This window comes from Mesorhizobium sp. W050 (assembly GCF_054719535.1).
In genome coordinates, this window is record NZ_JBTTIH010000001.1 from 5,749,109 (window position 1) to 5,775,601 (window position 26,493).

A 26,493-nucleotide genomic window follows, 5' to 3' on the forward strand; every position below is an offset into this window, starting at 1 on the left:
AGACAGGAAGCAGGGCGATTGCAGCTGGCAGCTTTGCCATATATCGTCAAGATCATGCCATCCTCTGCGAATCCGCGCCCTGCCAACCCTCTTGTCGTTGCCGTTGCCTATGACGGGCTGTGCACGTTCGAGTTTGGCGTGGCGGTTGAGATCTTCGCCTTGCCGCGGCCGGAAATGGGTGAGGATTGGTACCGTTTTGCGGTTGCCGGTATTGATACCGGTGAAATGCGCGCGCTGGGCGGCGTGCGTATTGTTGCCGACGGCGGGATCGATCTGATCGGCCAGGCCGGCACGGTGATCGTACCGGGATGGCGCGGAACGGAGGCTCCGGTGCCGCCGGCGCTGATCGAGGCGCTTCGAAAGGCACACGAGCGCGGCTCTCGCATTCTTTCGATCTGTTCGGGCGTGTTCGTGCTTGCCGCCGCCGGCCTGCTGGCGGGCAAAAGAGCGACCACGCATTGGCGCTACAGCGAGAAGCTGACGGAGATGTACCCCGACATCACCGTGATTCCGGACGTTTTGTACATCGATGAGGGCAATGTGCTGACATCGGCAGGCAGTGCCGCGGGCATCGACCTTTGCCTGCATCTGGTGCGGCGCGACTTCGGCACCAAGGCGGCAAACATGGTGGCGCGGCGTCTGGTGGTGCCGCCGCATCGCGACGGCGGTCAGGCGCAGTATGTCGAGAGCTCCGTTCCCGAGCCGCACGAGCGCAGCCGGCTCGGACCGTTGATCGACAGGATGCGCGCCAATATTTCCGCCGATTATCCGGTCGCCATCTTGGCCGAGCTTGCCGGGATGAGCGAGCGGACGTTCCTGCGCCGGTTCGCGGCCGCGACCGGCGTCACGCCGGCGCGCTGGCTGCTGTCGGAACGGCTTTCGCGGGCGCGCACGCTGCTGGAAGACACCGCCATGCCGATCGAACGGATTGCCGAGACCGCCGGCTTTGGCGCGGCAGGCACGCTGCGGCATCATTTTCGTCAGCAGTTCGCCACGACGCCCGTCGCGTACCGTGCGCGGTTCGGGAACACGGCCAGGTCGGCTTAAGTCACGCGTCCCTCATAGCGGCCACGCGGCCTGATGATGCTGCCGCTAATGATCTGTTCGACCATATGCGCGGCCCAGCCGACACTGCGTCCGAGCGCAAACAGCTGGAACGGTGCATCGCGCGGCAAGCCAAGGCCGCGCGTCAGAGCGGCCAAGGCGAAGTCGATGTTGGGCTGGGCACCGACCGCCGCCATGGCGGCTTTTTGCAGCTGTTGCAGCGTCTCGTCGACAGGGATGACTTCCAGAAGTGCGGTGGCACGGGGATCGCCGTCGGGATAGAGCGGATGGCCGAACGCCGGCAAGGGCCGATCATGGCCGAGCCAGCGCCGGATCGCCGCATCCGCGCCGTGGGCTGCTGCATCTTCAGCCAGTTGCATCGCCGCTTCGCCGGCGCCACCGTGGCGCGGGCCGGACAGCGTTGCCAAGCCGGCCAGCAGGCATGCGGCAGGCGAGGCGCCTGTGGACGCTGCGACGCGGGCGGCAAAGGTCGATGCGTTGAGTTCATGATCGGCGAGCAGGACGAGGGCGCAGCGGATCGCTTCCGCGCCGGCATCATCCACCGACCAGCCCTGCGCCAGGCGCTTATGGACGGGCGCTGTGCCGGCTTCAGCGCCCAGCGACTGCGCCAGCGCTCCGACTGTGCGCGCGGCCTCGGTGCACAGCGAGGCGGCGCTGCGTCCTAGCGAAGGCCGCCCGTGGCCTGCAAGCATGGCAAGCTGCGCAAAGGCCGAGGCGCGGCCGACTGGATGAGGCGCTTCAGGTGACGGAGCTTTGAAAGCCACCGGTTCAGGCGAGGCCCAGAGCACAGCAGCGGTTTCCTCCAGCGTCGCCGCTTTGGAGAGCGCAACGGCGTCTTGCCCTCGATAGATCAGTCGACCGTGCAGCACAGTCGAAATCGCGGTGACAATCGAGGGTTCGCCCCAGGCGATCGCACTCTCGGCGATGGCCGAGGGACTGCGGCCCCGCGCCCGGCGGGTCGCCAATGCCGCGATGTCGTCGGCGCGGTACTGGCTGCGGCGCGGGTCGCTCTCATCCGGCCGCATGCCGATGCGGCCACGGCTGACATAGGCGTAGAGCGTCTGCGGCCGGACCTTGAGCCTTTCCAGCGCCTCTTCCCGCGACAGCCATTCGGACATTTTAGCTCACATATTGATTATATTGATCAAGATTGATCGAGGCGCAGCCCAACCCTTATCTCCCATGCAGAAAAGCTGCAAGGAGATGAGATATGGCGAACGGGCTCGATGATGTGGTGGCGGCGGAGACCGTGCTCTCCGATGTCGATGGCCTTGGCGGCCGCCTGACGATCCGCGGTCATTCGCTGCCGGAATTGGCGGGACGATGGCGCTATGCGCAAGTGGTTCGCCTGTTGCTCGACGGCTTCTTCGACGGCCTTCCCGGCGATGCCGAACTGGCAGCGAGGCTGGGCAAGGCTCGCGTCGAGGTGTTCGAGCGGCTTGCACCCTCGCTGCCGCTGCTCGCACCGCTTGAGATCTATAGCGCCATGCGCGCCGGCATGGCGCTGCTGCCGGATGGCGAGACGCTGACGGACGCCTTGCGGCTGATCGCGGCGCCCGCCGTGCTGACGCCGGCTCTGCTGCGGCTGGCGCGCGGCGAGCAGCCGACCGCACCTGACGCCAAGGCCGATCATGCCGCCGACATGCTGAGGATGCTCGAGGGATCCGTCCCGTCGCCGGCGCTGGCAAGGGCACTCGACACCTATCTGGTGACCGTGTGCGATCACGGCCTCAACGCCTCGACCTTTGCCACCCGCGTCGTCGCATCGACCCTGGCAGGGCTGACATCGTCGGTGCTGGCCGGGCTCGGCGCGCTCAAGGGGCCGCTGCACGGCGGCGCGCCCGGCCCGGTGATCGAGATGCTCGATGCAATCCAGGCGCATGGCGACGCGGCCGGTTGGCTGCGCGAGAAGGTCGCGCATGGCGAGCGCATCATGGGTTTCGGCCATCGTATCTACCGCGTGCGCGATCCGCGCGCCGATGTGCTGAAAGCCGTCGTGCGGCAGCTCGGCAGCGAAGGCGAAGCCGGCCGCCGGCTGGCCTTCGCCGAACAGGTCGAGCAGACGGCGCTCGAAGTGCTGCGGATCGCCAAGCCGCAGCGCTCGCTGCAGACCAATGTCGAGTTTTACACAGCGCTTGTGCTTGAGGCGGCTGGCTTTCCGCCACAGGCGTTCAGCAATGTCTTTGCCGCCGGACGTGTCGCCGGCTGGATCGCGCATGCGCGCGAACAGCAGACGACGGGGCGGCTGATCCGTCCACAGTCGCGCTATGTCGGGCCGGTGCCGGACCTCGTGGCCTGAGGCCCGCCTGTTTCGGTGGAGCAGCCCCTTCAAAGCGGGGCTTTCTTCATGACCGAAATTTCATGTGATCACGCGACCGTGTTCGTGTTCTTGCCTTGGTCATCCCTTATATGCTGCACTGCAATATAAGTCCGCTGCCGTCGAACCCGCCCGATTTCCGGGCGGAATGAGGCAGCAGCGACCAAACCGAACAGGAACGCCATGACCAAAAACGGCAAGGCGGAGGAAACGAAGAAGATCAACATCGCGCTGCAGGGCGGCGGCTCGCACGGGGCTTTCTCCTGGGGTGTACTCGACCGGCTGCTGGAGGATGGCAGGCTCGACATTTCAGCCGTGTCCGGCACCAGCGCCGGCGCGATGAATGCGGTGGCGCTGGCCGATGGTTTTGTGCGCGGCGGCGTCGAGGGTGCACGGCAAAAGCTGGACGACTTCTGGCGCGCGGTGGCGGCCAAGGGCCGCTTCAGCCCGGTGCAGCGCATGCCGTGGGACGTCGCCTGGGGCAACTGGTCGATCGAGAACACGCCCGGCTATTTCTTCTTCGACACCATGTCCCGAGTGTTTTCGCCCTATGTCGCCAATCCGCTGGGCTTGAACCCGCTGCGCGACGTGGTCGAGCAGGAGATCGATTTCAAAAATGTTCACGCCTGCAAGTCGATGGAGCTGTTCATTTCGGCGACCAATGTCGAGACCGGCCAGCTGCGCGTCTTTTCCGACGGCGAGATCGACCTCGACACGGTGATGGCCTCGGCCTGCCTGCCGCAATTGTTCCGCGCCGTCGAGATCAAGGGCGTGCTCTATTGGGATGGCGGCTATGGCGGCAATCCGGCGCTGTTTCCGTTCTTCAAGACGGCGGCGACGGAGGATGTGCTTTTGGTGCAGATCAATCCGGTGGTGCGCGAAGGCACGCCGAAAAGCGCCAACGAAATCCAGAACCGCATCGACGAGATCACCTTCAATGCCGGGCTGCTGAACGAATTCCGCTCGATCGCCTTCGTCAAGGAACTGATCGCCGCCGGCCGGCTGCCGCCTGGCGAATACCGCGACATCCGCATGCACCGCATCGATGCCGACGAAGCGTTCAAGGATCTGTCGGCGTCATCCAAGGTCAACGCCGAATGGGCTTTTTTGACCTATTTGCGCGACCTTGGCCGCATAGCGGCGAGCGACTGGCTGGAGGAGAATTACGACGCCGTCGGCAAGCGGCCGACGCTCGATCTTTCCGGCGAACTCGATGACGGCTTCAAACCGGTGCGCGGGCCGGCACCGGGACGGCGGGTGAAGGAATTTCTCGCCGCCCGCAAGAAGCCGGACGCGGAACGCCGGCGGGCCTGAGTCCGCCCGGATCGATCAAGACGATCAGCGAAGTGTTCGGCAAATCGGAGTAGCGCCGATGACTTTCCGTCCCGGAACAACCGTTGCGTGTGACGGTATACAAAATCATACTGACGCCTGCTGCCATTCACTGAGTGGCTACGCAGGTCGCGCCCACATTTGAGCGTCAAGGCACAGGGGGGTGTCAGTGCTCAAAACGCCTTGAAAACAAAGCGCCTCCAACATCCGTATGGTTCCGAGACTGTGGTTCCGCCGCCTGACGGGGCGCCGATAAAACCGTTTTCGTTGGCCACACTACATCGCCTGGCACAATGTTCCTGCAACTTTTCGACTGTATTGCGATGCAACTTTGATGTAGAAGCGCGGCTTCGCCGTTCACGGCAAATTGAACACGGCCTGGCGCGCACCCATATCGGCGACGCGCCCGAGTTGGAAGACACGGTAGCTGTTAGACGACGGACTCCTGTTGGATAACGACTTGGCCGAACCCCGCAGTGGAAAAACAATGATGCCGAAGATCAGGTTTCACAAGCTTGCCGCTATTGTTGTGCTCATCGGCTTCGCGGCCTGGATGGGAACAGGCGCGTTCTCGTCCGTCGGCAGCGCCGCTGTCGAAGGTGCTGGCAAGGCAGGCGATCAGGCCAAGCCGGGCGATCAGGCCAAGGCGCCGGATGCAGCCAAGGCGGCCGAGGCCGAACCGAAGGCGCCGCTGCGCACCGTCGCTGTGGTGACGCCGCCGCGCAAGACCTATGCCCGCGCCATCCGCATTTCCGGGCTGACCGAGGCCGACAAGCGCGCCGTGCTGGCGACGCGCGTCGCCGGCGTCATCGAAAAGCTGCCGGTCAAGCAGGGCGATCACGTCAAGACCGGCGATCTGGTGCTGATGCTTGCGGCGGAAGAAAAGATCTCGATGGTCGACAATGCCAAGCAGCTCGTCGTGCAGCGCCAGGCTGAACTCGACGCATCGCTGCGGCTCATGAAGACCGGCAATCTGCCCAAGCTGCAGCTCGACACGGCGCGTTCGAATCTGACCGCTGCGCAGTCGCAGCTGGAAACGGCGCAGGCCGAACTCGAGCGCAATCTGGTCAAGGCGCCCTTCGACGGCGTCATCGACCGGGTGCCGGTGGAGCTCGGCAGTTCCATCATGCAGGGCGGCGAGGTGGCAACCATCCTCAAGCTCGATCCGGTGATTGCGCGCGGCGAAGTCAGCGAACGCGACCTCGGCTATCTCAAGCTTGGCGACAAGGCCACTGTCCGGCTGGTCAGCGGCCAGACCGTCGAAGGCACCGTGCGCTACATCAGCCGCGACGCCTCGTCGGCCACCCGAACCTTCCGCGTCGAGATCGCCGTCCCCAATGCCGACGGCTCGGTGCCGGCCGGCATGACGGCAGAGATTGCGCTCAGCGCGCAGCCGACCGACGCCGTCATGTTGCCGCGCTCCGTGGTGACGCTGGGCGACAAGGGAGACCTCGGCATCCGCGCCGTCGACAAGGACAACAAGGTGGTATTCTTCCCGATCGACCTCGTTGACGACTCGCCGAAGGGCCTCGTGCTTGGCGGCATTCCCGCCGATGCCCGCGTCATCGTCGCCGGCCAGGAACTCGTGAAGGAAGGCGACGTAGTCAAGCCGGTCGAGGCCGACCAGGCGACCATCCAGAAACTGTTGGGCGAAGCGACAACGCAGTAGCGCCGGGTGGCCCCGGACGGGGGCAACCGGCCGCAATGCGGCTCCTGAAATTTTGAGAACAGGCCATGGATATCGTCAAACTCGCGATCAACAATGCCCGGCTGACCATTGCGGTGCTGGTCTTCCTGCTGCTGGCGGGCTGGGTCGCCTATCAGTCGACGCCGAAGGAAGCGGAACCCGACGTTCCTACCCCTTATGTTTATATAAATGTCGCCTATCAAGGCATCGCGCCCGAAGACGCTGAAAGACTTCTGCTTAGGCCGCTGGAGGCAAAGCTTAAGAGCCTTAAGGGGTTAAAGGAGATGAAATCATCCGCCTATCAGGGCGGCGCCTTTGTCTTCCTTGAGTTTCTGCCGTCTATAAAAGTCGACACCGCGGTGACAGATACACGCTCGAAGGTTCAGGACGCGAAGGCTGACCTGCCCCAAGCGGCAGAAGAACCGGTTGTTACCGAGGTCAACATTTCCGAGTTTCCCGTCCTGGTCGTCACGCTGTCCGGCGATGTGCCCGAGCGTGTGCTTACGGCGGCGGCGCGCGAACTGCGCGACCGCATCGAGGAAGTACCGGGCGTTCTTGAGGGCACCATACAAGGCGCGCGCGACGATCTTGTCGAAGTCGTCATCGACCCGATGAAGCTGTCCTCCTACGGCCTGCAGCTCGACCAGTTGATCGGCGCGGTCGGCGCTTCCAACAGCCTGGTCGCCGCCGGCAACATCGAGGGTTCGGAAGGCAAATACGCGGTCAAGGTGCCGTCGCTGATCGAGACACCCGAGGATGTCGCGTCCTTGCCGGTGGTCGCCGGCCCCAATGCCGTCGTGCAGGCGAAGGACATCGCCACGGTGCGTTCGACCTTCGCCGACGCCGAGACCATCACCCGCCTCAACGGTAAGCCGGCCATCGCCATCGAAGTCAAGAAGCGCATCGGCGCCAATCTGATCGACACGCTGGCCAAGGTGCGGGAAGTGTCCGACGCCTATGTCAAGACCATGCCGGAAGGCATGAACATCACCTACACGCAGGACAAGTCGGTCTTCGTCAACCAGCTTCTGGGCGATCTGCAGAACCACGTGATGATCGCCGTCATCCTGGTGTTCATCGTCATCCTCTATGCGCTGTCGGGCCGCGCCTCGCTGCTGATCGGGCTTGCCATTCCGTCATCGTTCCTGATCGGCATCCTGCTCTTGGCGATGATGGGCTACACCATCAACATGATCGTGCTGTTCAGCCTTATCCTGGCGGTCGGCATGCTGGTCGACGACGCCATCATCGTCACCGAGTTCGCCGAACGGCGCATGGGCGAAGGCATGCCGAAGGCGGAAGCCTTCACGCTGGCCGCCAAGCGCATGGCCGGTCCGGTCATCGCCGCGACCATGACCCGCATCGCGGCGTTTTCGCCGCTGCTGTTCTGGCCCGGCATCATCGGCGACTTCATGAAATACATGCCGATCACGCTGATCGTCACGCTGTCGGCCTCGATGCTTTATGCGCTGGTGTTCGCGCCGACGCTGGGCGCGCTTTTCGCCAAGGCGCCGGAGCATCACGAGGAACAAAATCGCGACGGCTGGTACATGGCGCTGGTCAAGCAGGCGGTGCGCTTCCCCATCACCGTGCTGGTGCTCACCGCCGTGCTGCTCACCGGCGTCGGCTTCGCCTATTCGAAATATGGCGCCGGCGTCGAGTTCTTCCCCAGCGTCGAGCCCGATTACGGCCTGCTCTATGTGCATGCCCGCGGCAATCTCTCCCTGGCCGAAATGGACACGGCGACCAGGATCGCCGAAAACCGGCTGCTTGGCTGGCCTGGCGTCAAATCGGTCTATACCCGCGTCGGCAAGACGCAGGGCGGCGGACAGGACGTGCCGGAGGACGTCGTCGGCGTCATCCAGTATGAGTTCATCGACTGGCGCGAGCGCAAATCGGCGAACAATATCCTGGATGAGCTGCGCACCGTCATGGCCGGCATTCCCGGCGTCGATGTCGAGGTGCGCGTGCCGGAGGCCGGTCCTCCGACGGGCAAGGCGGTCCAGCTCCGGCTTTCGGCCATCGATCCCAAAGGGCTCGACGACCAGGCCCGCGCGGTTGCGGCGCGCATCGCCAAGGTGCCCGGCGTCATCGACGTGTCGGACGGCCTGCCGCCGCCCGGCGTCGACTGGGCGCTCGAGGTCGACCGCGCCAAGGCGGCGCAGTATGGCATCAGCCCGACGGCCGTCGGCACGGTGGTGCAATTGGTGACCAATGGGTTGAAGCTGTCGGAATACCGGCCGGCCGGCGCCGACGATGCCGTCGACATCAGGCTGCGCCTGCCCGAAGACCGGCGCACGCTGTCGACGCTCGACGAACTCCGGGTGCAGACCGCGCAAGGCTCGGTGCCGATCTCGAACTTCGTCGTGCGCAAGCCGGAGCCGACCGTCGGCATCCTCAACCGCATCGATGGCGCCCGCACCGTGGTCGTCCAGGCCAACGTCGCCGCCGGTAACCAGGTTGCGGCGGTGCAGGCGGAGGTGACCAAGGCGGTCACCGACATGAAGCTCGACAACGGCATACGCTGGAAGCTGGCGGGGTCGAACGAGGACAGCGCCGAAGCCAGCGCCTTCCTCGGCAAGGCTTTTGGCGCCGCGATCTTCCTGATCTTCCTGGTGCTGCTAATGCAGTTCAACAAGTTCACCAGCGTGCTGCTGGTGCTGTCCTGCGTGGTCATGGCGACGATCGGCGTGTTCCTGGGGCTGCTGCTGACAGGCGAAGCCTTCGGCATCGTCATGTCGGGCATCGGCGTCATCGCGCTGGCCGGTGTGGTGGTGAACAACAACATCGTGCTCATCGACACCTATGACCGGCTGCGCGAAGAAGGCTGGGACAAGATGGAAGCGGTGCTGCAGACCTGCCGCGAGCGCGCCCGCCCGGTGGTGCTGACGGCGGTCTCGGCCATCCTCGGCGTTCTGCCGATCGCCTTTGGTCTCGGCCTCGAAATCTTCCATCACGAGACGACGATCAACGCGCCGTCGACGCAATGGTGGATTTCGTTGTCCTCGGCGATCGTCTTCGGCCTGTCCTTTGCCACGCTGCTGACGCTGGTGGTGACGCCGTCCATGCTGATGATCTTCACGCGCAGCAAGAACAGCCGCTTCTATGCCTTCTTCCGCCGGCTGTTCGGCCGCGACAAGAAACGGGATGCGTCCACGGGGCCGAAGCCGGGTCCGCTCGATGAGCCGGCAATCGCCTTCCCGAAAGCCGCGGAATAGCTGCATTCGACCAGTCGGACAAAAGGCCGCCCGGAACAACCGGGCGGCCTTTTGCATTGTCCCCTCGCATCTGAAGAGCAAAGCGAGGGACTCTTATGACCGTCAGCACCATTCTCATCATAGTTCTGATCCTGATCCTGATCGGCGCCGTACCGGCCTGGCCGCATTCGCGCTCCTGGGGTTATGGGCCGTCCGGAATAGTCGGCGTTGTGCTTGTGGTGCTGCTGATCCTGGTGCTGATGGGCAGGGTTTGATCGGGGCAGGAGACCTCTGCGATCAGCGGGTCCTCGCCCGATGAAGTGCTGGCAATAGGCATACGGCGGTGCCAACCCCCACTCCGGCCGCTGCGCGGCCACCTCTCCCCATGTCCATGGGGGAGAGGAAATGCCAAGCTTTTCAAGGCAGCGATCTTGGCGATTAGCATTTCCTCTCCCCCACGAATGTGGGGGTAGAGGTGGCTGGGCGAAGCCGAGACGGAGCGGGGGAGCTCCATATGCGATTGGCCCGAAATCGAGATGACGAGCACACGCTGTGCCCCCTTGGCCACCCCGCACCCTTGCGTATACGCTGCCGGCACGACAATCACCGAGGGAGCCATCAAGGTGAACACCGCCAGCCCGCCCAGGCCGCTCGCCGAGATCGCCAGCTATCACGCCCACATCTACTATGTCGGGCAAGCCGAACGGCAGCAGGCCGAATGGCTGCGCCTGCGCATCGGCGAACGCTTCCGCGTGCGCCTGGGCAACTGGCGCGACGAGCCGGTCGGCCCGCACGAACAGGCCATGTACCAGGTCTCCTTCGCCACCGAGATCTTCGCCACGCTGGTCCCCTGGCTGATGCTTAACCATGGCGGCCTGAGCATCCTCATCCACCCCAACACCACCAACCCCAAGCGCGACCATCTGGTCGATCCGATCTGGATCGGGCGGCCGCTGGGGGTGCATGGCGAGGTGCTGGGAGAAGAGGATGAAGCGGAAGAGGCGCTGGAGGTGAATACGGAACCGACCCTGGGGGCTTAGGGAGGGCGTTCTGCAAAGTAGAGACTTGGCCCATGGAGACGCGTTCACCAATAGCCCAGTTCAGGCATGCATGACCGGCCGCTTTACGCCTCAAGCCGTATCCTATGCCTTCATCATTGCTTCGTCGAAGATGCCGAACCAGCGTGGGGCCGTTGGAGCGATGGACCGTCGATGGATGGCAAGGGAGAGTTCTCCCTGGTCGCCGGTACGCCGAGGCGGGGCCGCCGAATAGGCAAAAGATTGCAATAAGGACGCAGCCGGCACTCGGTTCCCGCGGAGTCGGGCGCACCGGTTCGTACGGGAGCAACTGGCGCTCCGCACGAGGGACAGGGCAACTCACTGGTGACTGGGTGCGTGCCTGACGAAGCCCTTCGTTTCGGCTGAGATAAATGCTCTCACTTACGGAACATCGCAGGTTCGTCGAAGTTGGAAAGCTACGGAGGACGTGCACATGAACAGTGTCATCTATCTTATCGGCCTTATCGTTGTCGTGCTCGCGGTCCTCTCCTTCCTCGGTTTTCACTAGGTGGCCTCATGCAGCATGAGAACGATCAGGGCGGACAGCCCACCGATTTCGACAAGGCGAAAAGCGACGTCTCCGACAGACTTCGCCAGGAAAATGAGCGTGCCAGCGAGTTGCTTCACGACGCGCGGGACGAGGTGACCCGTAAGGCTGGCGACTATGCATCTGAAGCCACGCAGGTCATCTCCGACAAGGCGGAGGAGGCGCAGCGCGACATCGGATCGAGCTTGGCGGCGTTGGGTGGTGCACTGCGAGCGGCCAGCGATCACCTTGCCAGCAACGATGAAAGGAACGCATCGAAATTCGCTTTGGATGCTGCCAGTGGCCTTGAGCGGCTTTCATCGTCCTTGAAACAGAAGCCCTTTAGCCAAGTCCTTGATGACGTGCAGTCCTTCGGCCGGCAAAATCCCGGTGTCCTGCTTGCGGGATCGGTGTTGGCCGGATTGGCTCTCGGGCGGTTCATCAAGGCTTCTCCGCCGGCAACGCCCGATTCTGAGGCCGCTCCGGGAGGCCTCAGATCACACACCGATCAGCCACAGGGTTGGTCCGCTGATCGTCCACAAGATTTTGGCGTGGTCGGCGATGATGGCGCCACGCAGATCGCGGAGCAGGACAGATGAACAACCAGGACAATCCCAGCCTTGCCGGGCTAGTCACCGATTTGGCCCAGAATGTAACCACTCTGGTGCAAACCGAGGCGAGGCTGTTTCGGGCCGAGCTCTCTGAAAAGCTTACCAAAGCCGGAGCAGGTGCCGCGGAAGTGCTGGGCGGCGCGATTTGCCTGCTCGCCGCGCTCTTGGTGTTGCTGCAGGCGCTCATTATCGCACTGACGCGGGCAGGGCTTGGCGCGGGGTGGTCTTCCCTGCTGGTCGGTGTGGTCGTGGCGGTCCTCGGCGTCATCCTGCTGCGGACCGGGACGGCCAGCATGGCGCCTTCGGAACTTACCCCCGACCGGACCCAGGGACAGCTGAAGCGCGACGCGAGCGCGATTAAGGAACAGGTGAGATGAAAGAGAAATCCGCAGCCGAACTTGAACGCGAGGCCGAGGCGGCGCGCGCCCGGGTGATGGAGACCGCCGAATCCATTCGAGGCAAGATGACGCCGGGACAATTGCTGGATGAGTTCACCGGGCTGTTCTCGGGAGGGGAGAGCGCGGCCATGCTCAGCAATCTCAGAACGCAGGTCCGAGACAATCCTTTGCCGGTCACCATGGTGGGCGCAGGTCTGGCCTGGCTGATGTTCGGCAGCGGTGCCTCAAACACCGCCCACCGTTCGGCTGGCTATCCATTGCCTTCAGCGCCGGGACGACATGATGTAGCAGGGGAGCGCGGCGGCTTGGGCGGCACGCTCTCCGACGCCGCGGAATCGCTCTCCTCGAGCGCTACCAGCGTCGGCGACACCATATCGAGCACCGCAAGAGCCGCTGCGGCGGGTCTGACGGGAAGCGCTGCCAATGCAAGCTCGACGACTGGGGACATGGCGGCGAAAGCCAGCCGCTCCGCGCAAGATCTGTTGGAGGACCAACCCTTGGCCGTAGCGGCCGTCGGTCTCGCCATCGGCGCCGCTATAGGTGCAATGCTGCCCCATACCGCAACGGAGGACGAGCAACTAGGCGCCTATGGCGACAAGCTTCGCGATTCCGCCGAAACTTTGCTCAATAGGGGCCTCGATGAGGCCAAGCAGGTCGCCGCCGAAGCCTATGAGACCATCAAGCAGGAAGCTGGCCGGCAAGATATGGAAGCAGACACGATAGCCGATCAGCTCGGCGAGATCGTGAAGTCCACAGCAGACAAGACCGAGCATGCCGTGCGCGAACGAATTTCCGATACGTCTCAGCGCCAAACCTAGCTTGATGATCCTGGATCAACGATAGCCGGCCTCTCCAGAAAGGGGCCGGTGTTGTCCGTCAAACGGTGACCCGCTCGAGTCACTTCAGAGCCGTGTGCGGACTGATGTCCCTTGCCGATAGTAATCCAGCGGATCAGGTTCTCTGGATTGTTGGCCAACCCGCCGCCGATAAGACGCGGTCAGCAAAACTGGCATCTAGGCGAGGACCGACATTGCACTTGAAGTTCGCAGACCGAGGATGCCGGTCCGCTCTGGGACGTAGGGCGACACCCCACTTCACCCCCCAGCCAGCCGCGGCAGCAGAAAAATCTCCGCCCCCGGCGGCAGTTCCTTCGACCACGTATCGCGATAAATCGTCCCGTCGATCGCCACCGCGATGCCCTTCTCGATCCAGGGCTCGATGCCGGGATACTGTTCAGCCAGTTTCCTGAACAGCTCCCTGATGTCCTTGGCCTCGACCTCGACCTTGCTCTGGCCGCCGGCGAGCTGGCCCAGCGCGCCCCAGAGCGTCACTTCGACCATTAGGGCAAGAACCTCATTTTTGCCCTAGCCTCCCCGTTCCGCCTCGATCGCGGCGAGGACCCTTGGCGGCGACATCGGGATGTGGGTCATGCGCACGCCGGCTGCGTTGGAGACGGCATTGGCGATCGCCGCCAGCGGCGGCACGATCGAGGTTTCGCCGACGCCGCGCACGCCATAGGGGTGGTTGGGATTGGGTATCTCGAGGATCTGCGTGTCGATCATCGGCAGGTCCGAGCAGACCGGGATGCGGTAGTCGAGGAAGCCGGCGTTCTGGAGACGCCCATCCTTTCCGTAGATGTACTCCTCGTTGAGCGCCCAGCCGATGCCTTGCGCCGCACCGCCCTGGTACTGGCCCTCGACATAGGTGGGGTGCACCGCCTTGCCGGCATCCTGGATCACCGTGTAGCGGATCACCCTGGTCGAGCCGGTATCGGGGTCGACCTCGATGTCGCATATATGGGTGGCGAAGGAGACGCCGGCGCCGTCGGCGACGAGTTCGCTGTGGCCGGCGATCGGCCCGCCGGTCTTGCCGGAAGCGGCGGCGATCTCCTTCAGCGACAGGGCTGCAAGATTGCCGTACTTCTCGCCCTTGGCGATGGCGTGGCCGTTTTCCCAGACCACGTCGTCGACGGGGATGTCCCACGTCTGGGCGGCGCGCTCACGCAGGATCTTGATGGCGTTGCGGGCGGCCGAGATGGTCGCCATCGACGACGAGAAGGTGCCGCGGCTCCCATCGGTCATGTCGTTGTAGCCGAGCGAGGACGTGTCGGCGACCACCGCCTTGAGCTGGGCATAGTCGATGCCGAGCTCCTCCGCCGCCACTAGCGACAGCGACGCACGCGAGCCGCCTACATCAACCGTTCCGACGGCCAGCGACACCGAGCCGTCCATGCCGATGTTCAGGTCCACGCAGGTCTGGCCACCGAAGTTGAACCAGAAGCCGCATGCCATGCCGCGGCCCTGGTTCTTGCCCAGCGGCGCCTTCATGTGCGGATGGTGCTTGGCCGCCTCCAGCGTCGGGCCGATGCCGATCGGGCCGTAGACCGGGCCGTAGGAAGAGCGGGTGCCTTCCTGGGCGGCGTTCTTGATCCGGAACTCGACCGGATCCATTCCAAGCTCCTTGGCCAGCTCGTCGACGGCGCTTTCCACCGCGAACGCAGCCATGGGTGCCGAGGGTGCGCGATAGGCGGCGGTCTTCGGCCGGTTGACCAGCACTTCGAAGCCGACCGTCTGGACGTTATCGAGCTTGTAGCAGGCGAAGGCCGTCATGGCGCCGATCTCGGCCCAGGCGCCGGCATAGGGGCCGCTGGTGTAGCGCAGCGTCGCTTCGGCGGCAGTGATGGTGCCATCCTTGCGGGCGCCGATCTTGACGTCGATCGAGGTGGCGCTGGTCGGACCCGAGGCGCGGAACACCTCGTCGCGGGTCATCACCAGCTTCACCGGACGGCCGGCCTTGCGCGACAGCGCCAGCGCCACCGGCTCGGCCCAGACATGGGTCTTGCCGCCGAAGCCGCCGCCGATTTCCGACGAGGTGACGCGCAGCTTCGAGGCTTCCAGCCCGAGCAGTTGCGCACAATGCTGGCGGTAGACGAAATGGCCCTGCGTGCAGACCCAGAGGTCGGCGGTGCCGTCGGACGAGACGCTCGCCACGCAGGCATGCGGCTCGATATAGCCCTGATGCGTCTGCTCGGTCTTGAAGGAACGCTCGACGATGACATCGGCGTGGCCAAAGCCCTGATGGACATCGCCATGGCCAAACTGGCTGCGCTTGGTGACGTTGGACGGCTTTACCGGCTTTTCCTCGAGCCCCTCGGTGAAGATGGTGTCGTTGATCAACGGCGCGGTGTGCTTCATCGCCTCGTCGACATCGGTGACATGCGGCAACAGCTCGTATTCGACCTCGATGAGCTTCAGCGCCTGCCTGGCAGTGCGGGCATCGACGGCGGCGACCGCGGCCACCGCATGGCCGTCATAGAGCGCCTTGCCGCGCGCCATGCAATTGTCGAGGACGTCATACATGGCGGCATCGCCATCGGTGAGATCGGGCAGGTCGGCGGCGGTGATCACCGCTTTCACGCCGGCGAGCTTTTCCGCTTTCGAGGTGTCGATCTTGAGGATCCTGGCATGCGCATGCGGACTGCGCAGGACACGCCCGACCAGTTGTCCCGCCATGTTGAAGTCGGCGCCGTAGCGGGCGCGTCCCGTCACCTTGTCGATGCCGTCTGGGCGGATGGGGCGGGTGCCGACGGATGAGAATTTGCGGCCCGAAAAGCGTGGATCGAAGTTCATGCGTGCGCTCCCTTCATCACATTGGCCGCATCCTGGACCGCGCGCACGATCTTGTCGTAGCCGGTGCAGCGGCAGAGGTTGCCGGCGAGGCCGAAGCGGATTTCTTCCTCGGTAGGATCGGGGTTCTTGGCCAGAAGATCCTTGGCCGCGATGAGGAAGCCCGGCGTGCAGATGCCGCATTGCAGGGCCGCATGCTCGAGGAATTTCTGCTGCAGCGGATGCAACTGATCGCCATGCGCCATGCCCTCGACGGTTTCGATATGCCGGCCTTCGGCTTCAGCGCCGAGCACCAGGCACGAGCAGACCAGCCGGTTGTCGAGGATGATCGAGCAGGCGCCGCAGTCGCCGGTGCCGCAGCCTTCCTTGGCGCCGGTCAGGCCGAGCCGATCGCGCAGGACGTCGAGCAACGTCTCGTCGGGCTGGCAAAGGTATTCGACGTGATCGCCGTTGATTGTCGTTGATACTGCTACACCGGCCATCATTTGCCTCCTGCGCGTGCGTAGGCGGTCGTCGCGGCCCGTCCGGCCAGCACGCCCGCAACTTTTCGTCTGAACTCGATGGTGCCGCGCTTGTCGTCGATGGGGCGGCAGGCCCCAGCGCAGATCTTGGCGAGCCGCTCAAGTGCCGCCTCATCCAGCTTCCTGCCGATGAGAGCCTCGGCTGCTTCTTCCACCAGAAGCACGGTCGGGGCCGCGGCGCCCAGCGCGACGCGGGCGGCTGTTATGACGCCATGCTCGTCGAGCGTCAGGTTCACGCCGGCGCTCACCACCGCGATGTCCATCTCGGTGCGCGGAATGAATCTGAGATAGGCGTCGCCCGAACGCGGCGCGCGCTTGTCGAGCAGGATCGCCTCGACGATCTCACCCTTGGTGAGCGAGGTCTTGCCAGGCCCGATCGGCACAGCCTCGACCGGAATGGTGCGCTTGCCCGAGGGACCGGCAACCACGGCCTTTGCGGCGGCGGCCACCAAGGCCGGGACGCTGTCGGCGGCCGGCGAGGCGTTGCACAGATTGCCAACGATGGTGCAGCGGCCCTGGACCTGTTTCGAGCCGATCAGCTTCGACGCTTCGACGACACCGGGCCAGGCCTTCTTCAGAACCGAGCTCTCGCCCAGGACGGCGCAGGGGACGGTGGCGCCGATGCTGAAGCCGTCGGCCGTCTCCCTGATCTCGCTCAAGCCCTCGATCGCCTTGATGTCGACGATCAGGTCGGGATCGACAAACCCGCCCTTCATCCGAACGAGGAGGTCACTGCCTCCAGCGAGAATGGCTGATGTGCCGGAAGCGTCGGCCAGCAGGCCAACGGCGTCTTCGATTGAAAGCGGACGTATGTAACGCATCGTCTCCCCTTGGTGATGGTGATCTCGCCGACCGTTATAAACAGTCTCCTCATAATGACCATCCGGTTGCTGATTTCCAGCGATTGGGCCAGCACCGCGAGAGAGATTTTTGTCTAAAGTCTTTGTTTTGATGCATGTCGTTGTCCCAGAACCGCGCTCACTTCTGGGCGACATGCATTTAAGCGGCGTCTTTTGCACGGTCGAGGCTGATGCCGATGTCCTTCAAGGCCTCGGCCACGGCCTCGTCCAGCGGGGTGTGCGGGACTTCGCCGATGATGCCTTCCAGCCGGTCGGACACGAGCCGGTGCGGTTCGAAGCGCAGATAGGACATCGAGACGATCTCGCGCCACATCGCCACGAACGGGCTGCCGGCGCGCAGCACCCACCAAGGCATGAAGGTCAGTTTCAGCGGACGTCCCAACGCTTTCTCGGCCGCGGCCTTTATGTCCATGTCGGTGACGGCGTGGCCGGGGAAGTTGAGCGCCTCAAAGAAGCCGAGCTTGCCCTGATTACGCGCCAGGCCGACGAAGCCGATGCCGAAGTCCGGCAAATAGGCCCATTCGTGCACGAGGTTGGCAGGGCCAGGCGCGGTGTAGACGCCCTTGCTCATCTTGGCGGCGACGACGAGGTCGAACCATGATCCGCTGCCGGTGCCGCCGAAGAAATCGCCGGCGCGCAGGATGATGGTGCGGACGCGGCCGGCATCGGCCTCGCGGCGAAACAGCGCTTCCATGGCGCAGCGGATGCGGCCCTTCTCGGTCGTTGGGCGGAACGGCGTGTCTTCGGTGACGAGTTGAGGCATCGGCGAGCCGTAATTGTAGACAGTGCCGGGGAAAAGATGCAGCGCGCCATTGGCATGGCAGGCGGCCATGACGTTCGCCGCCATCGGCAGACACTTGCCCCAGTCGGTGTAGATCGGGTTGAGGCCGTTGAAGATGATGTCGACGCCTTGCGTGGCGCGGATCAGCGCCTCGCGGTCGAGCGCATTGCCGGCGACGGCGGTGGCGCCCTTTAGTTCGGCTGGGACCTTGCCGCTGCGGGTGACGGCGCGGACGTCGAAACCGGCGTCGATGAAGGCCTTGCCAACCACGCGGCCGAGCCGGCCATTGGCGCCCAGAATTGCGATCTTGTTCATTTTCTTCTCCGTGTCTGTGTTTGCACGGCGAATATGATGCGTTCATACGCGAATGAAAATTGACTATGGATGCAGATTTGTTATTCATAAATGAATGGAAGACATCGACTGGAACCTGATCAAGAGTTTCGTCACCGTGGCGGAGACCGGCAGCCTGTCGGCCGCGGCGCGAAAGCTCTCGGCTAGCCAGCCGACGCTCGGGCGTCACATCGGTGAGCTCGAACAGGCGTTGGGCGTCACGCTGTTCCGGCGCGGGCGGCGCGGCTATGCTCTGACGGAAGCAGGCGCCACGCTGTTCGAACGCGGCAGAGCGGTGAGCGAGCAGGCGAGCGCGTTTTCGCTATTGGCATTGGGCTCGGTCGAGGCGATCGAAGGCACGGTGCGTATTGCCGCCAGCGAGGTGGTGGCGGCCTATGTGCTGCCGAGGATGACGGCGCGGCTCGGCATCGAGGAACCCGGCATCGAGGTCGAGATCGTCGCCTCGAACCAGGTCGAGAACCTGCTGCGAAGGGATGCCGATATCGCCATCCGCATGGTCAAGCCGGCGCAGAACGAGCTGACGGCGCGCAAGGTCTGCGATATCAAGCTCTGCTGCTGCGCGGCGAAATCCTATCTCGACAGGCACGGACGCCCGCTCAAGCCCGCCGATCTTCTCGACCATCCGCTGATCGGCTTCGACCGCAGCGACGAGATGATCCGGGGCTTTACCCAGGCCGGCATCCCGGTCACCCGAAGCAGTTTCCGCTTCAGGACCGACAACCAGATCGTTCTGTGGGAAGCGCTGCGGGCGGGAAACGGCGTCGGTCTTGGCCAGGAGCCGCTGGCGGACAGCGACCCGTCGCTGGAGAAACTGCTGCCCGGCCTGCCACTGCCCAGCCTGCCGGTGTGGCTGGCCATGCATCGCGACGTGCGCACCAGCGTGCGCATCCGCCGCGTCGCGGATTTCCTCTACGAGGAGCTGAAGCGCTATTCGGCGGGGGCGGCCGCGAATTCGGCGCGGTGAGCGAGCCCGGCCATCAACAGCACGACGATCAGCAGCGCCGACATGGCGACGAAAATCGGGCCGAAGCTCGAACGCTCGGCAACGAAGCCGATCGCCGACGGCGCCACCAATATACCGGAATAGCCCATGGTGGTGACGACGCTCATGCCGGTGCCCGACGAGATGCCTTCCTGATTGCCGCCGGCCGAGAAGATGATCGGCACCATGTTGGCGATGCCGAAGCCGCAGAGGGCAAAAGCCGCGATGGCGATCCAGGGCGAAGGCGACAGGCCGGCGACCAGCATGCCGGCGGCGGCGACCACAGCCGAGCCGCGCAGCGTCGCCACCGCGCCGAAGCGGTTGCGCACGCCGTCGCCGAAAAAGCGCATGACAGCCATGACGCCGGAGAAGGCGGCGTAGGCAAGGCCGGCGATGGCGAGGTCGGCGCCGAGTTCTTGCCTGAGATAAAGCGCTGCCCAGTCGAGCACGGCGCCCTCGGAAATCATCGTCAGCAGCGCCATCAGCCCGACCAGATAGACCAGCGGATTGGCCGGCAGCGTAAATCTGTGATGCTCGGCCGCCTGCGGCTTGTCCTCGGCGATGAGGTAGCCGACCGCCACGGCTATGACGGCAAAGGCTATGACCGTGACGACAGCCGCATGGGCGAGGTGGCCGTAAGTCTGGATGGCGTAACCGCCCAGACCGCCGCCGGCGAAACCGCCGAGGCTCCAGAAGCCGTGCGACGACGACATGATGGCGCGGGAGAGCCGGCGCTCGACCACCACGGCATTGGCGTTCATGGCGACATCCATGCCGCCGATCGAGCCGCCGAAGATGATCATGGCGATCGCCGCCAGCGGCACGTTGGGCGCCAGCGCCACGATCAGCAGGCCGAGGCTGCCGCACAGGCCGAACCAGCGCAACACGGCGCGCGAGCCATGCCTGGAGATCAGATGGCCGCACCAGCTCATGGCCGCGACCGCGCCGACGCCGAACAGAAGGATCAGCAGACCGAGGGTGAATTTCGAGATGTCGAGCCGGGTCAGGAACACCGGAATCTGCGGCGCCCAGCTGCCGGTCAGGAAGCCGTTGGCGAGGAAGATCGCGGCTACGGCCCATCGCCCCTGAAGGGCGCTCTGCATGGTGTCTTGCGCGTTCATGGCCCGAATCCGGTCAAGGAATGGCTTTGCGCGGCAAATTAGATCGATTCAATTTCTCGTCAAGCGCCTTTCTCTTCGTCATCCTACGGTTTCCGCGACGTCGCTTCGCGACTGCTCCACCCTAGGATGACGAAGTCGCGTAGGGCCTAGCCAATCGTCAATGATCCCTCGGCCGCCTCGCCTCGAATTCCGCCTTCTTGGCGTCCGAAGCCTCGGTCTGGTTCAGCGCCTGCCATTGCGCATAGGGCATGCCGTAGACGATTTCGCGCGACTGGTCCTTGCCGAGATCGACGCCCTCAGCCTCGGCCGCTTCGCGGTACCAGTTCGACAGGCAGTTGCGGCAGAAGCCGGCGAGGTTCATCAGGTCGATGTTTTGCACATCGCTGCGCTCGCGCAGATGCTCGACCAGCCGGCGGAAGGCCGCGGCCTCGAAATCGCGTTTCTGGTCATCGCTGAGTTCGGTCATTGCCTTGGATCCTCACAGCGGCCCGGTGCGCGAGCCGAACATCTTCACCTGATGTATATCGGGACGGCGGTCGATGGCGTCAACGATCGGCGCCAGCCGTTGCGCCCAGGCCAGCGCCCCCTTGCTGTCTGATATCAGGTCCTGGCGAATCTCGATCAGCGCATGGGCAAAGCCGTTGACGATGGCGTGCTTGAACATGGTGTCGCCACGCAACGCGCCGTCATAAGGTTCATTGTCGCCGACGACGAGGTTTTTATCCTGCGCCAGCATGTCGATCAGCGGCCGCGCCACGCGGTCGTCGAGGTCCCACAATATGCCGACATGCCAAGGGCGGATGAAGCCCTGCATGACAGGGGTGAAGGAGTGTACGGAGAAGATGAACGGCGCTTTGCCTGAGGCGTGCGCCACCGACGCGATCATGGCGCCGACCGCGTCCTGATAAGGCCGGTAGAAGCCGTCGAGCCGCCTTTCGCGTTCGGCCGGTGCCATGGGATAGTTTCCCGGCACGACGGTGCCGTCATAGAGCTGGCGGATCAGCGTCGGGTCGTCCTCGCCGCGATTGGGATCGATCAGCAGCCGCGAAAAATTGGCGATCACCGCCGGCACGTCGAGCGCTGCGGCAAGTTCGCGCGTCACCGTCTCGACACCGATGTCGTAGGCGATATGGCGATCGAGTTCCGCCGCCGGCAGGCCTAGACTGCCATACTCCTCCGGCAGGTCGCGGCGGGCATGGTCGGCGACAAGCACGATGCCTCGCTTGCGGTCGCCTTCGACAATATCGAAAGGCGCGAAAACTGTGGATCGGGTCATTGGCTGGAAAGGTCTGTTCGCTGGCTTCCGGGGAGGGTGGTATCGTCATTCCCACGAAGAGGACTGTTGCGCAATGCCGTTGTTTGGCCACGGTTTCTGCGAAAATCCCGTGACGCGCGGCAGATCGCGTGTCGGGGGCCTTTCTAAATCGATTGGAATTGGACAGAACGGCGCGTTGACATGCGCCCGGACTTTTCCGAAAAGGGGCGTTGAGAGATGCAGATGACGTTATTGAGGGGTTTCGGGATGGGTTCCGCCGGCAGGCCGCGTGCGCGCACCGCCTTTGCCGTGCCGCTCCTGACCCTGACGCTAGGGCTCACCGCGCTGGTCGCGGCTTCGCCCGCCCGCGCCGATTTCCGCGTCTGCAACGCCACGCAGAACCTGGTCGGCGTCGGCATCGGCTACCGCGCCAAGGCAGGCTGGATCACCGAGGGGTGGTGGCACATCGAAGGATCGAGCTGCAAGACGCTGATCGAAGGTCCGCTGTCATCGAGGTTTTACTATCTTTATGCAGAAGACGCCGAGCGCGGCGGGCGCTGGGATGGCCCGATCAACATGTGCGTGGCTGAAAAAGAGTTCAAGATCGCAGGCGTTACCGATTGCGTCGCTCGGGGCTTCCAGCGCGCCGGATTCCAGGAATATGACACGGGCGAGCAGGCAAGCTGGATGGTCCAGCTGACCGATGAGTCCACAACGGGAGGCGCTCCAGCCGCCCCGGGAACAAACAGTCAATGAGACGTAGCCGCAAGGTCAAGATCCTCGCCACCATCGGTCCTGCCTCCTCGTCCGAGGAGATGCTGCAGAAGCTGTTCGAAGCCGGCGCCGATGTCTTCCGCATCAATATGAGCCACACCGATCACGAGTTGATGCGCACGCTGGTCGGCCGCATCCGCGCGGTCGAGGAGAAAGTTGGCCGTCCGATCGGCATCCTGGCCGATTTGCAGGGACCGAAGCTGCGCGTCGGCAAGTTCGCCAACGGCAAGGAGGTTCTGACGCCGGGCCAGACCTTCACCCTCGACAACAATCCCGAGCCCGGCACGTCGACCCGGGTCTACCTGCCGCATCCCGAAATCCTGAGCTCGGTCGAGGCCGGCCACCGTCTGTTGATCGATGACGGCAAGCTGGAGCTCAGGGCGGTGAAGAGCGACGGCAAGTCTATCACCTGCACCGTCGTCGCCGGCACCACCATTTCCGACAAGAAGGGCGTCAGCCTGCCCGACACCGACCTGCCGGTCGGTGCGCTGACCGAAAAGGACCGCAAGGACCTCGATGCGGTGCTGGCGGAAAGCGTCGACTGGGTGGCGCTGTCCTTCGTGCAGCGGCCGGAGGATTTGGCGGAAGCCCGCAAGATCGCGCGCGGCCGGGCACTGATCATGGCCAAGATTGAAAAGCCGCAGGCCGTCGCCCGGCTGGCCGAAATCATCGAACTCTCCGACGCGCTGATGGTCGCCCGCGGCGATCTCGGTGTGGAAATGCCGCTGGAAGCGGTGCCCGGCATCCAGAAGCAGATCACGCGCGCCGCGCGCCGCGCCGGCAAGCCGGTGGTGGTCGCCACGCAGATGCTGGAATCGATGATCACCGCGCCGGTGCCGACCCGCGCCGAGGTGTCCGACGTGTCGATCGCCGTGTTCGAGGGCGCCGACGCCATCATGCTTTCAGCCGAATCCGCTGCCGGCGCCTATCCGGTCGAGGCGGTGGCGATGATGAACCGCATCGCCACCAAGGTCGAAACCGACCCGACCTATGCCGGCATCATCAACGCGCAGCGCTCGGAACCGGAAGCAACCGGCGCCGACGCCATTTCGCTCGCCGCCCGCGAGATTGCCGAGACTCTGAAACTGTCGGCGATCATAACCTATACGGCGTCGGGCACCACGGGCCTGCGCGCCGCGCGCGAGCGGCCGCAAGTGCCGATCATCGCGCTGTCGCCGATCCTCAACACGGCGCGGCGGCTGTCGCTCTTGTGGGGCACGCATTGCGTCGTCTCGCCCGACGCCAGCGACCTCGACGACATGGTCGACCGCGCCTGCCGCATCGCTTTCGAAGAGGGGTTCGGTCAGCCGGGCGACCGCGTCATCATCACGGCGGGCGTGCCGCTGAGGACGCCGGGTTCGACCAACATGCTGCGCATCGCCTATGTCGGGTCGGACGTGCAGGCCACCCGCAACATAGGTTGACAGAGGCTTCAACTCATCACAGTTCGCAGCGCTCTTGCCGCACCTTCGGCGTGATCGATACGCTGAAGGAAGCGGTGTGCGCGAGGGATTGGGTCATAGAGATACTGATCCGGGCCGCGCATCTTTCGCCGGTTGAGGTCGGCGGTGTCGAGCAGGTCGAAATCGACCCTTTCCAGCGTGCAGTGCCAGCCTGCGCTATGCGAAGCCCATCCCCTGCCGTGGTGCTGCAGAAGCCGCTCTCGGCTGGAATAGCCGTGATAGTCGAAGGCGATCACGCCGTTCGTCATGTAGATATGGTTGCCGTAGAAATCCTCGCCCGGAATGATCCGTTCGCCGCAGAATCCGTCCAGGGGAGGATGGCTGAGGAAGGTGCCCGCAAGGATGTGGCAGGCGCCGTAGCCGAAGAAGATGCTATCCGGTAGCGCCCAGAACGCTTCGGGGTTTTTCTTGATTCCGTACTTCAGGACATACATGCGGCCGTCACGTCGGGGCGAGTTGCGCGTCGGGCACCGTAATGTCGGGGCACTGTGCATCGTTGTACGCATCGCCGGCGATGCGTGCTTCCACGGTTTTTGCCATTGCCTGCAGGTCGACGACCTTGCCGGCGACTTTCTCGATCGCGCCGACGACGAGGTCGGAGGCGATCCAATCCGGCTTGTGGCCGAGATTGTGGACCCAGATCAGTTCGGCGCCGGGGATGTCCCTGACCAGGCCGACCGAATGGATCGAGGCATAGACCACCTTGTCGCGGTCGCCCGAGATGACGATGGTCGGCGCTGTGATGTCGCGGTAATGCGGCGCGGCCTTCAGCGTATAGTCGTAGAGGCCGGCGACATCGATGGCGTTGGCGCGGAAAGCGCCGGGACGCAGCACCAGCGGAATCGAGGCATTGCCGACATAGCCTTCCGGCACCTTGTTGGGAGAAAACACGCAGGCCGTGGCGCCGTCCATCTGCAGCGTGCCTGCCGGATAGGTCAATGTCTCCGAGAACAGCCAGCCGATGATGGGGGTGGCGGTCAGCTTGTAGTACCAGGCGGTCGCGCCGCCCGGCCAGGGGTGGCTGACCGGCGACAGAAAGACCAGCCCGAGCGTCTTCTCCGGGTGTTCGCGGCCAAAGGCGGCGGTGATCACGCCGCCAAACGAATGGCCGACGATGATCGCCTTGTGGATGCCGAGACGGTCCATCAGCCTGGCGATGGTGTCGGCCTGCCCCGACGGGCTCTCATTGCCGGGGCCGCGCGCCGACCAGCCGAAGCCCGGCCGGTCGAGGAAGACCATCTCGGCGCGGCCTTCGAGCAAAGGCCTGATCGGCAGCATCTGATCCCTGAGGTTGGCGCTGGCGCCATGGATGAAGACGATCGCCGGCAGCTCGGCATTTTGAGGCGCCGGTACGTGGACATAGTGGATGCGGGTGGCGTCGATGTCGGCAAATTCGCCGGCCGGCGGGTTCCGCCACTCGATCAGCCACGTGCCGGCGCGGGTGACACCGGCCAGGGCAAAGACGAGCGCGAGGAGCAAAGCACAGGCGGCGTAAATGAGGTTCATGCGCGGAGATACGGGGGTGGAGGGGGATAAGTTCTAGGGAGTAGGGAGTAGGGAGTAGGGAGTAGGGAGTAGGGAGTAGGGAGTAGGGAGTAGGGAGTAGGGAGTAGGGAGTAGGGAGTAGGGAGGTGGCGTCTCGACCAATCTTCTCTACTGACTACTCACTAATCCCTAATTCCTACTGCCTAATCAAATTCCTTCGCCGGCAAGCTCTTCCGAAATTGCCGCGACCTGGTCCTGGGCGCTGCGCATCATCGGATAGATGGTAAGCACCTTCTGCCAGGCTTCGAGCGCCGATTGCTTGTGGCCGGTGGCGGCCATGATCTGGGCCAGGCCGGAAAGCGCGCCGAAATGGCGTGGTTCAAGCTGCAGCGTCTGGTCGATGTCGGACATCGATTTCCCGAAATTCTTCATCATGTAATGGACGGTGGCGCGCCGGTTCCAGCCTTCGGCATATTTTGGCTGCAGGATGACGACCTGGTCGAGGAAGTCGAGGGCGACGTCGAACTTCTGGTCGTCAATCGCCTTTTGCGACCATTGCATCATCAGGTCGATCGAGGCGCTGCCGGACTGGAACCATTCGCCCCAGATGCGCCCGGCGATGCGCTCGGCCGCCTTTTCGTTGCGCTCGCGCTTCAGCTCGGCAAACAGTTGGTCGAGCCTGGCTTCCCTGGTCAGGGCAACCGGCGGCTTTGCCGGCGGATCGTCCGCCGACGCCGGAGTGACGCCGAAAAGAAAGAGGGTGGCCAAAAATGCAAAAAGAATCCGCATCGCCGGAATCTAACCCCGGACGGCGGATCGTCAAACTGAAATTAGCGTGAAAGTGCCTGGAACCAGGCAATTACCATCGTATGGACGGAGGCAACGAGCCTCCGGCCGAACACTCAGCCCTGGCGCGCCTTGTAGCGTGGAGCGGTCTTGTTGATGATGTAGACGCGGCCCTTGCGGCGAACCAGCTGGTTGTCGCGGTGACGCGCCTTCAGCGCCTTGAGCGAATTCTTGATCTTCATGGTCTTGCCCGTCGGTCTGGGCCCTGTCCGGGCCGAATTATTAAGGCGCGCC

26 protein-coding genes are annotated in these 26,493 nt (G+C 64.1%); 13 read left to right on the forward strand and 13 right to left on the reverse strand.

The window, feature by feature from the left end:
- Nucleotides 1–54: 54 nt before the first annotated feature.
- Nucleotides 55–1,047: a transcriptional regulator FtrA gene (ftrA, locus tag ACYG9Y_RS27790; RefSeq protein WP_023737350.1), complete on the forward strand. Its 993-nt coding sequence runs from the start codon at nt 55–57 to the stop codon at nt 1,045–1,047.
- Here the strand turns inward: ftrA and ACYG9Y_RS27795 are convergent.
- Nucleotides 1,044–2,183 (reverse strand): citrate synthase, encoded by a 1,140-nt coding sequence (locus ACYG9Y_RS27795; protein ID WP_023737351.1) that lies wholly within the window; start codon nt 2,181–2,183, stop codon nt 1,044–1,046. The genes ftrA and ACYG9Y_RS27795 overlap by 4 nt on opposite strands.
- Before the next feature lie 92 nt (nt 2,184–2,275).
- On the opposite strand from ACYG9Y_RS27795, the gene ACYG9Y_RS27800 reads away from it, so the two are divergent.
- From ACYG9Y_RS27800 to ACYG9Y_RS27840, 9 genes are all read left to right on the forward strand, one after another.
- On the forward strand, nt 2,276–3,364 hold the full coding sequence (locus ACYG9Y_RS27800) for a citrate synthase/methylcitrate synthase (protein ID WP_023737352.1): 1,089 nt from the start codon (nt 2,276–2,278) through the stop codon (nt 3,362–3,364).
- Between the two features lie 201 nt (nt 3,365–3,565).
- Nucleotides 3,566–4,696, forward strand: coding sequence for a patatin-like phospholipase family protein (locus ACYG9Y_RS27805; protein ID WP_023737353.1), 1,131 nt, complete (start codon nt 3,566–3,568; stop codon nt 4,694–4,696).
- 508 nt (nt 4,697–5,204) lie between these two features.
- The gene (locus ACYG9Y_RS27810; protein ID WP_023715055.1) at nt 5,205–6,383 is read left to right on the forward strand and encodes an efflux RND transporter periplasmic adaptor subunit; all 1,179 of its coding nucleotides are present in this window, start codon (nt 5,205–5,207) and stop codon (nt 6,381–6,383) included.
- Nucleotides 6,384–6,448: 65 nt separating this feature from the next.
- Complete coding sequence (locus tag ACYG9Y_RS27815) at nt 6,449–9,619, forward strand: efflux RND transporter permease subunit (RefSeq protein ID WP_023737354.1); 3,171 nt, start codon at nt 6,449–6,451, stop codon at nt 9,617–9,619.
- Nucleotides 9,620–9,714: 95 nt separating this feature from the next.
- Nucleotides 9,715–9,873 carry a DUF3309 family protein gene (locus ACYG9Y_RS27820; protein WP_023702789.1) on the forward strand — a complete coding sequence of 53 codons (159 nt, stop codon included), beginning with the start codon at nt 9,715–9,717 and terminating at the stop codon, nt 9,871–9,873.
- 348 nt (nt 9,874–10,221) lie between these two features.
- Complete coding sequence (locus tag ACYG9Y_RS27825) at nt 10,222–10,638, forward strand: DOPA 4,5-dioxygenase family protein (protein ID WP_245260353.1); 417 nt, start codon at nt 10,222–10,224, stop codon at nt 10,636–10,638.
- 534 nt (nt 10,639–11,172) lie between these two features.
- On the forward strand, nt 11,173–11,781 hold the full coding sequence (locus ACYG9Y_RS27830) for a hypothetical protein (RefSeq protein ID WP_023696785.1): 609 nt from the start codon (nt 11,173–11,175) through the stop codon (nt 11,779–11,781).
- Nucleotides 11,778–12,170, forward strand: coding sequence for a phage holin family protein (locus tag ACYG9Y_RS27835; protein ID WP_023693628.1), 393 nt, complete (start codon nt 11,778–11,780; stop codon nt 12,168–12,170). The genes ACYG9Y_RS27830 and ACYG9Y_RS27835 overlap by 4 nt, the downstream gene beginning before the upstream one ends.
- Nucleotides 12,167–13,009, forward strand: coding sequence for a DUF3618 domain-containing protein (locus ACYG9Y_RS27840; RefSeq protein WP_023715052.1), 843 nt, complete (start codon nt 12,167–12,169; stop codon nt 13,007–13,009). Before ACYG9Y_RS27835 ends, ACYG9Y_RS27840 begins: the two co-directional genes overlap by 4 nt.
- Before the next feature lie 276 nt (nt 13,010–13,285).
- On the opposite strand, the gene ACYG9Y_RS27845 is transcribed toward ACYG9Y_RS27840, so the two are convergent.
- The 5 genes from ACYG9Y_RS27845 to ACYG9Y_RS27865 form a co-directional block, all read right to left on the reverse strand.
- Nucleotides 13,286–13,531 (reverse strand): MoaD/ThiS family protein, encoded by a 246-nt coding sequence (locus ACYG9Y_RS27845; RefSeq protein WP_023684042.1) that lies wholly within the window; start codon nt 13,529–13,531, stop codon nt 13,286–13,288.
- Between the two features lie 24 nt (nt 13,532–13,555).
- Nucleotides 13,556–15,820 (reverse strand): xanthine dehydrogenase family protein molybdopterin-binding subunit, encoded by a 2,265-nt coding sequence (locus ACYG9Y_RS27850; RefSeq protein WP_023737356.1) that lies wholly within the window; start codon nt 15,818–15,820, stop codon nt 13,556–13,558.
- On the reverse strand, nt 15,817–16,299 hold the full coding sequence (locus ACYG9Y_RS27855) for a (2Fe-2S)-binding protein (RefSeq protein WP_023684040.1): 483 nt from the start codon (nt 16,297–16,299) through the stop codon (nt 15,817–15,819). The genes ACYG9Y_RS27850 and ACYG9Y_RS27855 overlap by 4 nt, the downstream gene beginning before the upstream one ends.
- On the reverse strand, nt 16,299–17,159 hold the full coding sequence (locus tag ACYG9Y_RS27860) for an FAD binding domain-containing protein (RefSeq protein WP_023693632.1): 861 nt from the start codon (nt 17,157–17,159) through the stop codon (nt 16,299–16,301). The genes ACYG9Y_RS27855 and ACYG9Y_RS27860 overlap by 1 nt, the downstream gene beginning before the upstream one ends.
- A 178-nt stretch (nt 17,160–17,337) precedes the next feature.
- Complete coding sequence (locus tag ACYG9Y_RS27865; RefSeq protein ID WP_023737357.1) at nt 17,338–18,294, reverse strand: SDR family oxidoreductase; 957 nt, start codon at nt 18,292–18,294, stop codon at nt 17,338–17,340.
- 94 nt (nt 18,295–18,388) lie between these two features.
- Between ACYG9Y_RS27865 and ACYG9Y_RS27870 the strand changes: the two genes are divergently transcribed.
- A complete protein-coding gene (locus tag ACYG9Y_RS27870) occupies nt 18,389–19,297 on the forward strand; it encodes a LysR family transcriptional regulator (protein ID WP_023737358.1) in 909 nt (302 codons plus the stop codon).
- Here ACYG9Y_RS27870 and ACYG9Y_RS27875 read toward each other — a convergent pair.
- The 3 genes from ACYG9Y_RS27875 to ACYG9Y_RS27885 all read right to left on the reverse strand — a co-directional run bounded on the left by ACYG9Y_RS27875 (nt 19,261) and on the right by ACYG9Y_RS27885 (nt 21,712).
- On the reverse strand, nt 19,261–20,436 hold the full coding sequence (locus tag ACYG9Y_RS27875; RefSeq protein WP_023737359.1) for an MFS transporter: 1,176 nt from the start codon (nt 20,434–20,436) through the stop codon (nt 19,261–19,263). The two genes, ACYG9Y_RS27870 and ACYG9Y_RS27875, sit on opposite strands and share 37 nt — an antisense overlap.
- A gap of 157 nt (nt 20,437–20,593) precedes the next feature.
- Entirely contained in the window at nt 20,594–20,902 is a 309-nt protein-coding gene (locus tag ACYG9Y_RS27880; RefSeq protein WP_023690051.1) for a DUF1244 domain-containing protein, read from the reverse strand.
- Nucleotides 20,903–20,914: 12 nt separating this feature from the next.
- On the reverse strand, nt 20,915–21,712 hold the full coding sequence (locus tag ACYG9Y_RS27885; protein WP_023706261.1) for an N-formylglutamate amidohydrolase: 798 nt from the start codon (nt 21,710–21,712) through the stop codon (nt 20,915–20,917).
- 246 nt (nt 21,713–21,958) lie between these two features.
- Between ACYG9Y_RS27885 and ACYG9Y_RS27890 the strand changes: the two genes are divergently transcribed.
- Nucleotides 21,959–22,447 (forward strand): DUF1036 domain-containing protein, encoded by a 489-nt coding sequence (locus ACYG9Y_RS27890; protein WP_023673118.1) that lies wholly within the window; start codon nt 21,959–21,961, stop codon nt 22,445–22,447.
- Nucleotides 22,444–23,889 carry a pyruvate kinase gene (gene pyk / locus ACYG9Y_RS27895; RefSeq protein WP_023673117.1) on the forward strand — a complete coding sequence of 482 codons (1,446 nt, stop codon included), beginning with the start codon at nt 22,444–22,446 and terminating at the stop codon, nt 23,887–23,889. The genes ACYG9Y_RS27890 and pyk overlap by 4 nt, the downstream gene beginning before the upstream one ends.
- Before the next feature lie 8 nt (nt 23,890–23,897).
- Here pyk and ACYG9Y_RS27900 read toward each other — a convergent pair whose 3' ends face one another.
- From ACYG9Y_RS27900 to ykgO, 4 genes are all read right to left on the reverse strand, one after another.
- A complete protein-coding gene (locus ACYG9Y_RS27900; RefSeq protein ID WP_023733031.1) occupies nt 23,898–24,362 on the reverse strand; it encodes a hypothetical protein in 465 nt (154 codons plus the stop codon).
- Nucleotides 24,363–24,369: 7 nt separating this feature from the next.
- Complete coding sequence (locus tag ACYG9Y_RS27905) at nt 24,370–25,434, reverse strand: alpha/beta fold hydrolase (protein ID WP_023706263.1); 1,065 nt, start codon at nt 25,432–25,434, stop codon at nt 24,370–24,372.
- A 186-nt stretch (nt 25,435–25,620) separates the two neighbouring features.
- Entirely contained in the window at nt 25,621–26,202 is a 582-nt protein-coding gene (locus ACYG9Y_RS27910; protein ID WP_023706264.1) for a tetratricopeptide repeat protein, read from the reverse strand.
- 113 nt (nt 26,203–26,315) lie between these two features.
- Nucleotides 26,316–26,441 carry a type B 50S ribosomal protein L36 gene (gene ykgO, locus ACYG9Y_RS27915; RefSeq protein WP_006327841.1) on the reverse strand — a complete coding sequence of 42 codons (126 nt, stop codon included), beginning with the start codon at nt 26,439–26,441 and terminating at the stop codon, nt 26,316–26,318.
- Between the last annotated feature and the right edge of the window lie 52 nt (nt 26,442–26,493).